Source organism: Paenibacillus contaminans (assembly GCF_003285015.1).
Classification (GTDB): Bacteria; Bacillota; Bacilli; order Paenibacillales; family NBRC-103111; genus Paenibacillus_V; species Paenibacillus_V contaminans.
The window spans coordinates 529,047-540,233 of sequence record NZ_QMFB01000001.1; the positions used below are offsets into that span (position 1 = coordinate 529,047).

Sequence of the window (11,187 nt, forward strand, 5' to 3'; positions counted from 1 at the left end):
CAATGGAATGAAAAGGAGGGGGCGGGAAGTGTTCTCCTTGTCGCTAAAACGAATGAGATTTACGATTTTCGCTAAACTGATTTCTGCGTTACTGGCCGTGCTGCTGCCGCTCTCGATTATGACGCTAATATTAAACAGGCAAGGGAGCAATACGATTTACGAAGAAATATCCAAATCGGTCCAGAGCAGAGACGCTTTCTATTTGCAGTCGCTGGAGATCGAGCTTAAAGGAATCAGCCAGCTTATGCTTGAGTTTGTGCTTGATAAAGAACTGATGGAGGTCGGCATTTCCGAGGAGCCGGTCGTAAATTACGAACGTACGGCTCAGGTGCTCGCCGTCCAGACGCGGCTGCATATGCTGAAAGCTTCCAGCGCGTATATTACCGAGGCGAAGGCGTTTCTCCCGCAAATTGATCGAACCGTCTCCTCGGAAGCGTATTTGTCTTCCATTCCGGCCGACGAATACGATAAGCTTGCCAATAATGTGGACCCGAATCGGGTTATGGCAATAGGCGAACGACTGTTTATGAGCATGCGGTTTCCTGTAAGCGCATCGTTCGACAGGAAGGCCGTCTTCGTCATTGCCGTCGAGCTGTCGGCGGACAGGCTGCGTGAAAGCTTGATGAATATTGTAAGTCCGAATCAAGGGAGTTCCGTTCTTTTGAACATCGATGAAGACTGGAAAATTACCAATGAGCAAGACGACAATGTCGCACAGAGGTTGAAGACGTTTGCTGAAAAGCATTTGGCGGGAAACATTTCGTTCGGCATTACGCCTTTTGTGCTCGATCATACCCCCTATTTGATATCGTACCGCAAATCGGCTGCATTGAACACCGCATTGCTTGTTTACGTACCTGAAGAAAAAATTCTCGGCTCTCTGCATCGTTATGAGCGGTGGACCTGGGTGCTGCTTGGCTTCTCTCTATGTATCGTCATTCTGTTCGCCGTTTCCATCTACCGGATCATTCATAATCCGCTGCGCCGTCTTGTAGCGGCGTTCCGAAAAGTGGAGGACGGCAAGCTGATTCCGATCGAAGCCGATGCCAGGCGCGATGAATTTCAGTATTTGTATCATCGTTTTAACAGCATGGTGGGTAGATTGGACGTTCTGATCAGCGAAGTGTACGAGAAGGAAATCCGCAGCCAGCGATCCGAGCTTAAGCGGCTGCAGTCGCAAATCAATCCTCATTTTATGTACAACTGTCTGTTTAGCTTGAAACGGTTGATTCAAGCGGGCGCAAACGACCGGGCTTATCGGTTCACTCTGTATTTGGGCGATTATTTCCGGTTCATCACGCGAAATGCGGACGATAAGATTCCGTTGCGGGAAGAAATGAAGCACGCCCGCGTCTTCGTGGATATCCAGTCGATTATTTACGGCGATTGTATCGACGTCGAATTTGAACCCCTTGACAATACGTACGGCGAGCTGCTCGTTCCCCGGCAAATCGTGCAGCCTATTTTGGAGAACGCCTATAAGTATGCCCTTGGACCGCTTATCTCCACAGGGGAGCTATGGGTGCACGCTTCCGAGTCCGGAGGTTATTTGTCGATCCGGATCGAGGATAACGGAGAAGCGCTGCCGGATGCCCGCTTGGCGGAGCTATCGGCCAAATTGTCGGCGGAAGGCAACTTTTTGGAGGAAACGACCGGCGTCATTAACGTCCATCGCAGGATCGAGCTTATGTTCGGCAGAGGCAGCGGCTTGTCGTTAACAAGGTCGCAGCTTGGCGGGTTATGCGTAGAAATTCGATTACAACTAGATGGAAACGGGAAGGCGGGGGCTTATGTACCGGATGCTGATCGTGGATGATTTGCCGGTCATCGTAGAAGGCTTGCTGGACATGTTTGGAAAAAGAAAGCCGGAGCTTGAGCTGCACTCGGCGTACTCGGCATACCAGGCGCTTGATATTCTCGGCCGCATGAGAATCAATATCGTGCTGTCCGACATTCGTATGCCGGGGATGGAAGGCATTGAGCTGCTGCACGAGATCAAACGCCGTTGGCCGATGTGCAAGGTGATTTTTCTTACAAGCTTTGATGATTTTCAGTATGTCAAACATGCGATATCGGGCGGCGGCTTCGACTATATGCTGAAAACAGAGAGCGATGAAAGCATCGTGAAAACCGTCGACAAGGCGATCGCCGAGCTGGACGCCGAAGCCGAAGCGAGCCAGCGGCTGCTGGAGGCGAATCTTCAGAGCAAGCAGGCGATCACGCTTTTGCAGCAGGCATATATCCATACGCTGCTGAAGGGGACGGCGCGAACATCGGAATCATCCTTGCGTTCCAAAATCCACGAGTTGGAAATCCCCTTGGCGGTGGAACGGCCGATCTATTTGCTGCTGGGGCGGATCGATTCATGGGGCGGCAAAGGAGCGCAAGCCGACCGCAAACTGATGTTGTTTGCCGTGCAAAACATAGCGGGTGAAAGCTTACGCCAGACGGCCAGGTTTGCGGCCGCAGAGGTGGACGGTTCGAATGTTGCATGGCTGCTTCAGCCGATCGCACCGCACGGGGAGAGTGGCGAAGGCGCGCAAGAGGAAGCGGAGGAAGCCTGGCTGGAATCGGCATCCAAACAGCTCGACGCGGTTCAGGCAAACTGCCGCGAAGCGATCGGTCTGGCGGTATCGTTCGTGATTAGCCATGCCGCCGTACGCTGGGAATCGCTTCCGGAAGCTTATGACGAGCTGCTTTCGCTCTTGTGGGGGGAGCAAGGCGCGGGAAGCGAAGTGAAGCTGACCGGTCTGACCGGCCCTTATTCCCCGCGATCTACTCTGGAGGCGGCGAGATCGAAGCTCGCCAGCCGCAAAATGAAAAAGATCGGACTGCTCGGCCATTACTTGGAGAACGGCGGCAAGGCGGAGTTTGACAGCCTGCTTGATGAAATTTTTGCCCATGCGGCGGATGAGAACCGTTCCAGCTTCGTCAAGCTGGAGGTGTACCACGGGCTTGCCTCGGTGTTCCTGTCGCATGTGAACTTATACCCGCTCGATGGCAAGCTGGCCGCGCAAATCGGTCTCGATCGCTTGTCGCATATCGACGTTAATCTTTCCTGGCAGGAACTGCACACGTATTTCCGCAAGCTTGCTGAGCTGCTTTTCGCCAATCGCGAAGAGCCTGCGGCAGAGGACGAGCATGTCGTGGTGCTGCGGATCAACGCCTATATAAACAGCCATTTGGCAGAAGATGTATCGCTCGTCAAGCTCGCCGGAATCGTCCACTTGAACCCGTCCTATCTGTCGAGATTATACAAAAGGACGGCGGGAATCGGACTGTCCGACTATATCAATATGGCGCGGATGGAGAAAGCGAAGGAATTGCTCAAGCATTCCGCCTACAAAATTTATGAAATTTCCGCGATGGTCGGCTACGATTCCCGCTTGTCGTTCATCCGCTTCTTTAAAGCGAATATGGGGGTCACACCGCAGGAATACCGGGACTCGTAGTGCCGGGAACCTGCCGTGAAGTGGTAAAGGAATGTAACGGGAAGTCAAAAGGTGAATCTGGTTGCGGCTGCCCCCGCATTTGTATACTTGTGACAGAAAGGAGGAAAGCCCTTCGATCATCCACAGCAAGATTCGGCATGAAGTCGGGTCGCATAGCACGAGTTTGAGGACAACGAACACTACTATGAAATCAGGGGGAGCATCTATGAAACGATATGCCAAAGGCGGATCAGCCGCTTTATTATCCGCAGTGCTGCTTACGTTGACTGCTTGCAGCGGCCAGTCAGGCACAAAAACGACGGAAAATTCCGCATCTCCTAATCCGAGCACAAGCGCAACTACAGGCACAAGTCCGAGTCCGAAAGCGGCCGACCCGCTTGGCAAGTATGATCCGCCGATTGAGATGACGACGATCCGCAGCATGGGGCCGGAACAAGCGTTCGATCCGGGAGAGAACATTGACAAGAATATCATTTACGATTATTACGAGCAGAAGCTTGGCATCAAGCTAAAGAACAAATGGACGGTAACCAATGACTACAGTTCGAAGCTGAAAATAGCCATAGCCTCGAATGATCTGCCGGATTTCTACAGAGTCAGCGCCGCCGATCTTCCCACGCTGATCGAGAACGATATGATTATGGATTTGACGTCGGTATGGGATAAAACCGCTTCGAAGGATACGAAAAGCGAGTTTATGAAGGACGGCGGACGTCAGTTGAAAACCGCAACCTTCAACGGCAAGCTGATGGCGATTCCTGTGACGAACAGTCCGTATAACCAGATCGACCTGGTATGGGCGCGGAAAGATTGGCTTAAGGAGCTCAATTTGCCGGAGCCGAAAACAATGGCGGATTTGCTCAAAATATCGGAAGCGTTCGCGAAACGCGATACGGGAGGCAAAGGCAAACCGTTTGGCTTATCCTTGTCCAAATCGTTAGGGCTATCGGGCTTTTTCGCCGGCTATCATCTGTATCCGCAGCAGTGGGTGAAGGATGCTTCGGGCAATCTCCAGTACGGCAGTCTTGATCCGAAGATGAAGACGGCGCTGAAGCAGCTGCAGGACATGTTCAAGGCGGGACAGATCGACCCCGAATTCGGCGTCAAGGATGACGACAAGGCGCTCGAATTGATTGCGAACGATCGCGTTGGGTTGATATATGGAGAGTTCTGGCATAGTGCCGCATTCGGCAGCGCGGTGAAAGACGACAAGCTCATGCAGGATTGGGGCGTTTATCCGATTCCTTCCGTCGACGATAAGCCTGCGCTCAGCCCGACTTCTGCAGCCGTCGGCAACTTCTATGTCGTTAACAAGAAAGCGAAAAATCCGGAAGCCGTTGTCAAGCTGCTGAACGAATGGATCGACTATAGTCTGCACCCGACGGATGAGAACAGCGTACTCGTCTTCGGTAAAGCGAAGAAGGATACCGGTAAATTTTTCTGGGAGATCAACCCGGTTGTTGTCTACTCGATGGACGACAACGTGCAATCGGGAGAGTTAATCCCGAAAGCTCTGCAAACAGGAGACGCCTCCATACTTGGCAAAGGCGTGGATCGGAATGCCCGATACGAAGCGGCCAAGCAATACAAAGAAGGTAAGGTGACGCTCCCGAACTGGCTTCAATATATGATTGCCGGCGAAAACGGCTCCATGGCCATGATGTTCGACGCGTACAAGAAGAATTTGTTCAACTTTGATGAATTTTACGGCGCGCCTACACCGACGATGGGCGACAAGTCGAGCGTGCTGATGGCGAAAGAAGCTGAAATCATCACAAAAATTATCATGGGTTCCTTGTCCGTCGACGAATACGATACTTTCATCTCGGATTGGAAGAAGCTCGGCGGCGATAAAATTACTGCGGAAGTTAATGATTGGTATAAGAAAATGAAGTAATGCAAGAGGGGAAGAAGAATCTCTTCTTCCCCGTACAAGGAGGAGAGCAGGCTGCTAAGAAACGAATGGAGACATAACTGGCTTCTACATCTGATGATCCTCCCCAGCCTGATCATCGTTCTTATTTTCAGTTACGGGCCGATGGCAGGCGTTGTCATTGCGTTCAAAAAGTTTTTGCCGGCTAAAGGCATCTTCAGTTCGCCGTGGGTGGGATGGGAAAACTTTGAATATGTGATGCTGATGCCGGATACGATGCGCGTCATGACCAATACGATCGTGATTGCCGTGATGAAAATGGTCCTCGGTCTTATCGTGCCGGTCACAGCAGCGTTATTGCTTAATGAAGTCCGGAAGGCGGCGTTCCGCAGAACCTTTCAGACGCTAGTCTACTTGCCGCATTTTTTGTCCTGGGTCATTCTGAGCGGCATTTTGATCGATATTTTGTCCCCGACGTCGGGAATTGTCAATCAGGCGCTCGGCTGGTTTGGGATCGAGCCGATTTATTTTCTCGGGGACAATCATTGGTTCCGTTTCACAATCGTCCTGTCGGATATATGGAAAGAGTTCGGCTTCGGTACGATTGTTTATTTGGCGGCGCTAACCGGGATCAGTCCGACCCTGTACGAAGCGGCGGAGGCGGACGGAGCAGGCCGATTGCGGCAAATTTGGCATATTTCGTTGCCGGGCATGACGCCGATCGTCGTGCTGATGGCTGTGTTAAGCCTGGGAAATATTCTTAACGCCGGATTTGACCAAATATTCAATTTATACAGTCCGCAGGTTTACGAGAGCGGCGATATTATCGATACGCTTGTTTACCGGCTTGGTCTTCAGCAGTTCCAATACGGCGTCGCTACCGCCGTAGGCTTGTTTAAATCAGTCATTTCATTCATTCTGATTTCAGTTTCGTATTATTTGGCATATCGGCTGGCCAATTACAGAATTTTTTAAGCGAGGTGATCGTCATGCCGTCGTATAGACAAAGTATCGGCTACCGGCTGTTTACGATAGGCAACATGGTCTTCCTGACGCTGTTGGCCTTCACTTGTTTGTTTCCGATCATTCATGTGCTTTCGATATCGTTAAGCTCGGCGCAGGCCGTATCGGCAGGAGCCGTGAAGCTGTGGCCTGTAGATTTTACGCTTGTTTCTTACGAGAGCGTGTTCAGGAAGCAAGCGTTTCTGCTAGCGTTCTGGGTATCGCTGAAACGCGTTGTACTAGGAACCTCGATCAGCATGCTGCTCATGATTTTGCTGGCGTATCCGCTGTCCAAGGATAACAAGCAATTTCCGTTTCGCACCGTATACGTCTGGATTTTCGTCTTTACGATCATTTTCGGCGGCGGGCTCATTCCTACTTATATGGTCATCAAGTCCATGGGAATGATCGATACCATTTGGGCGCTGGTGATTCCGTCGGCCGTTTCCGTGTTCAACGCGGTGCTGCTGCTCAATTTTTTTCGCAATCTTCCGAAGGAACTGGAGGAGTCGGCGAAGCTGGACGGCGCGAATCATTGGACGATCTTGTGGAGAATCTATGTGCCGGTATCATTGCCCGCGCTCGCGACCGTGTTCCTGTTCACGATTATCGGGCATTGGAACAGTTGGTTTGACGGTCTCATCTACATGAATCAGTCGGACAATTATCCGCTGCAAACGTATTTGCAGACAACCATCGTTTCCAAGGATTTGTCGCAAATGAGCGCTCAGGAGGCCGAGAAGTATTTCCGCATGAACGACCGGACGGGGCGGGCGGCGCAAATCTTCGTTGCGGCGTTGCCGATATTGCTCGCGTATCCGTTCTTGCAGCGTTTTTTTATGAAGGGGATTGTGCTTGGGAGCGTAAAGGAGTAGCTGGGAGGAGAAAAGCAAACCATGAAATTATCACTGCGAATTTGGCCGGCACGGTTTCAGGCGGAACAAGAATTCGAACAGCTTCGCAGTTTGTTGCGGCCTTATCGGCATGTTATTGACGAGCTGGCGCTAATCGTCGAGTGGCGCATGAGCGGGTATACGCCGCTCGACGATTTCGCAAGCACATGCGATTGGCTGGCGCCTCGGGTGCGTAAGCTGCAAGAAGACGGTTTTCGCGTAGGCGTGAATTCGATCAGCATCGGCCATTTGGACGATGCCTGGGATTGGGAGCCGTTCTTTCAGGGCGAGCCGATGATCGGTCATGACGGTCAGCAAGCGAATGGCTCATTCTGCCCGAACACGGAATCGTTCAAGCGTTACCTTATGGGGAAATATCGATTGTTGGCCGAAGCGGGGCTTGATTTCATCTGGGTGGACGACGATGCCCGGATCCATCATCATCGTCCGGCTGACTTCCCTTGCTTCTGCGAAACTTGTCTAGGGATATTCAATTTGAAGCATGGAACCGCGTATGACAGGCGAACGCTTGTCGACTTGCTCGATTCTCCGGAAGGCGCTGCCGAACGGGAGCAATGGGTCGAGCATAATATCGAGACGCTGGAAACCATGCTGACAGCAATACGGCAAGCTGTCCACTCCGTAAATCCGGGCATCGAGCTTGGGTTGATGACTGGGGGACTGGAATGGCACACGTATTCAGGCGCTGCCTTCGACCGGTGGATGAAGGCGCTCGGTGCGGTGAAAGGAAGACCGGGCGGCGGGTTTTACGATGACCGGACGCCGGTCTCCATGCTCGACAAGGGGCTGGAATGCGCGAGACAAGCCGCGCTTTATCCGGATTTTATCACCGACGTGCAGTATGAATTGGAAACGTTTCCACAGCAGCGGTTGAAGAAATCGAGTCGCGTTATGATGACCGAGAATACGATCATGATCGCGAGCGGCATGAACGGTATTGCGGCGCATACGCTCAAGCTGGAGAAGGGCGCTATCGGCGAATATGAGGATTGGCTTAAGGCGATGGCCGACATGAAGCCGCTTTGGGAAACGATGGATCGCATCGCCGGAGCTTGGCCGAACCGCGGACTTTATCCCGCCATGTCGGCCAAATTCGAGGCGAAGCGCAAGGTCGGCAAGCGCGGCTGGTTTGGCGTGCCGCAGGACGCGCAGCAGGCGAATATTTTGCAAGAGATCGGGTTTCCGCTATCGATGAATCCGGAAGCGGCGTGCGGCATTATCTTAAGCCGGGAGATGGCGCAGGGTTATACGCGGGAACAACTGCTGAGGATGCTTGCAGGACATGTACTGATGGACGGTCCAGCGCTGGAAATGCTGATCGAGCTGGGATTGGGCGAATTTTGCGGTGTAGCGATTGCGAAGATTTATAACAACGGCGTTTTTGAGCAATTTACCGACGATCCGATCAACGGAACTTATGCAGGCGAGCAGCGCGATGCGAGAATGACGGTTTATGATGATTCGGGATACATGCTGGAGCCGCTGCCAGGCGCTGAGATACGCACGCTTTGCGAGCTTATCGGCTATTCGGGGGCGAGGTTGGGAGCGTCGTTCACCCTGTATGAGAATAGCCTGGGGGGACGCGTGGCGGTGCACGGGTATGCGCCGTGGAAGAGTCTTTATTCGGAGGCAAAGCGGCAGCAGCTGCTGGGCGCTTTTGCGTGGATGAGCAGGGATACGCTGCCGGTTACGGCGTTCAAGAGCGGGCTGAAGATTGTGCCGTTTTGCAAGGCCCCTGACGATTTCGCCGAGGCGCTTATCTTGCTTGTGAACGCGAACTTCGACGAAACCGGTACGTTTGAGGCGCAGCTTGGATTTACGGCGGAACGGTTGTTCCGGCTGGATAAACAAGGCGTGCCGACGGCAATCCCGGCAGAACAAATCCGCTATGCGGCCGGCAAAACCTATGTCACGCTCGAGAACGTGTTACCGTGGGATTTTGTAGTCATTACCACAGTGGGGCATTAGGGCGTGTTTGTCCTCGGAGTTCTCAGACACGCCCTAGCAAGCCTTATCCATCTTCGATCATTTTTAATAACAGGAGGAATGAATCTTGAAAAAAGAAATGGAATTTATGGATGAGCAAAGCCTTGACAGCAAACAAGAGGGAAAACAAGAGTCAAGTTTGATCAGCAGACGCAAAATGATCGCTTCGTTAGGAATGGCCGGCGCCACGCTTGCTTTAGGAGGCGTTTTTTCCAAAGTTTACGCGGACCCAATTGAATCTCGCAAAAAAGTGAAAGACTTGATGAGCGACAATCTGGTTGTTTATATAACGATTGCCGATTTACGCGCACTAAGCAATCAGAGCATAGAAACCTTGTACTATGTGACAGATGCTCAGCAAGAAGGCATGTTCCGCTTCAATCCGGCGAATACCGCGTCTGCGGATAATGGGGGAACGACGATCGTCTCGGCTTCGGGCGCGAGATTTGAACGAATTTTTGACGGGGCGGTTAATGTGAAATGGTTCGGAGCCAAAGGCGACGGGCTTCATGACGATGCGGCAGCAATCCAGAAGGCGATTGATGCGAAGCAGGGTGTTGTTTTTCTGCCGAGAGGCACCTACAGGACGACCGTTCCAATTGCGATAACAACGGGGGATTCATTGGTCGGTGAAGGTCCTGAAGTCACGATCATTGAGAAATCGACAACAACACCAGCCGCATACGGCACCAGAGCATTTAACGGAGGATCCGATAATTATAATGTGGATGCCGTTATTATTGCTCTGCCCATGCCGAATGACTATGTCAGATACGTGCATATTGAAGGCATCCTTGCAAGGCGCGGAGCCGCTGAAAACACATTGCCTAAAAACTCATCCTACTGCTTCTATGCTCCGCGAGTTTATTTTATGACGCAAAAAAATGTGGAATATCGTTATGCGGATACCGGCTATTATACGGTTGACGCCTGGATGGTGACGCTTGAACGGGTATCCTCGCGCTGGATGAACAGGGGTTTTGTGTGCGGCGACAGAGACGCTCACGCAGGAGGCGGCACAAGCCATACGGTTACCTCTTGCTGGGCTGGCGCCTGTGAAAAATCCGCATGGAAAATTGACATTTCTTATTCCAGCTTCATAGGGTGCGGCGCCGATTGGATCGGGTACAATCCCGAAAATCCAGCGGATTATATTTACTTTCTCCGAGGTGCCGCGCTCAGTCTCATCAGCTGTTCTGCGGAAGATGCAAGAGGGACGTTTCTTCATGTTTATAGTGCGCATGCGACGGTCATGGGGCTGTGTACCTCGAGATACTACAAAAATTACACGGACGATTACGCGATTAAGGTACTCGGTCAAGGAACGATGCTGAATTTGGTCGGAGCTGAATTCATAATCGATAACTCTCAACCGGGGGGGACGATGAAAGCATTCAAGATCGATAACGGTGCAAAATTGTGGCTTAGCGGAATGGCTACCCTTCCTGATTTCAAAGGGGAATCCCAAATCGACCTCATCGGAAATGGGCAATACTTTGTTGACGAGTTCAAACGAGGTACGGCCATGCAATCCGCTAGCGGATCGACTTATACGATTCCGCACGGACTGGGGGCATCTCCAAGCTACTATAATGTGATTCCCGCATCCGCCGATGCATCCGGCATTCAATATGTCGAGGCCAATGCAACCAATCTCGTCATTCATTACGCTTCCGCGCCACCTACAGGAACCAATAACCTGAAATGGACATGGGAAGCGAAATTTTAGCCTTCCATGAAGTCGGATCGGGAACGCTGAAGTCCGAAGGAGGAGGTGAGCGCAATGATGGGGATTGGTCCCACGGGGCTTATTATGATCGCGCTGGCGGCACTGCTGCTCTTCGGCTCGAAAAAGCTGCCCGAGCTGGGGCGCGCAGTCGGCCGGACATTCCACGAATTCAAAGCGGGAACGAAGCCTCTGATCGAGGAGATGGACAGCGGCGAAAAGAAAGATTCCTGA

The 11,187-nt window shown here is 52.0% G+C and carries 8 protein-coding genes; all 8 read left to right on the top strand.

What is annotated here, in order from left to right:
• Nucleotides 1-37 precede the first annotated feature (37 nt).
• The 8 genes from DQG23_RS02405 (at nucleotide 38) to DQG23_RS02440 (ending at nucleotide 11,187) form a co-directional block, all read left to right on the top strand.
• Nucleotides 38-1,816, top strand: coding sequence for a sensor histidine kinase (locus DQG23_RS02405; protein WP_158560259.1), 1,779 nt, complete (start codon nucleotides 38-40; stop codon nucleotides 1,814-1,816).
• A complete protein-coding gene (locus DQG23_RS02410; RefSeq protein WP_158560260.1) occupies nucleotides 1,791-3,452 on the top strand; it encodes a response regulator in 1,662 nt (553 codons plus the stop codon). The genes DQG23_RS02405 and DQG23_RS02410 overlap by 26 nt, the downstream gene beginning before the upstream one ends.
• Before the next feature lie 205 nt (nucleotides 3,453-3,657).
• Complete coding sequence (locus tag DQG23_RS02415) at nucleotides 3,658-5,349, top strand: extracellular solute-binding protein (protein ID WP_158560261.1); 1,692 nt, start codon at nucleotides 3,658-3,660, stop codon at nucleotides 5,347-5,349.
• A gap of 93 nt (nucleotides 5,350-5,442) precedes the next feature.
• The gene (locus DQG23_RS02420; RefSeq protein ID WP_113029183.1) at nucleotides 5,443-6,300 is read left to right on the top strand and encodes an ABC transporter permease; all 858 of its coding nucleotides are present in this window, start codon (nucleotides 5,443-5,445) and stop codon (nucleotides 6,298-6,300) included.
• Between the two features lie 14 nt (nucleotides 6,301-6,314).
• Complete coding sequence (locus DQG23_RS02425; protein WP_113029184.1) at nucleotides 6,315-7,202, top strand: carbohydrate ABC transporter permease; 888 nt, start codon at nucleotides 6,315-6,317, stop codon at nucleotides 7,200-7,202.
• Nucleotides 7,203-7,223: 21 nt separating this feature from the next.
• Nucleotides 7,224-9,209: a hypothetical protein gene (locus DQG23_RS02430; protein WP_113029185.1), complete on the top strand. Its 1,986-nt coding sequence runs from the start codon at nucleotides 7,224-7,226 to the stop codon at nucleotides 9,207-9,209.
• Between the two features lie 85 nt (nucleotides 9,210-9,294).
• Complete coding sequence (locus DQG23_RS02435; RefSeq protein WP_202865848.1) at nucleotides 9,295-10,956, top strand: glycosyl hydrolase family 28-related protein; 1,662 nt, start codon at nucleotides 9,295-9,297, stop codon at nucleotides 10,954-10,956.
• A 54-nt stretch (nucleotides 10,957-11,010) separates the two neighbouring features.
• Nucleotides 11,011-11,187, top strand: coding sequence for a twin-arginine translocase TatA/TatE family subunit (locus DQG23_RS02440; protein WP_272949022.1), 177 nt, complete (start codon nucleotides 11,011-11,013; stop codon nucleotides 11,185-11,187).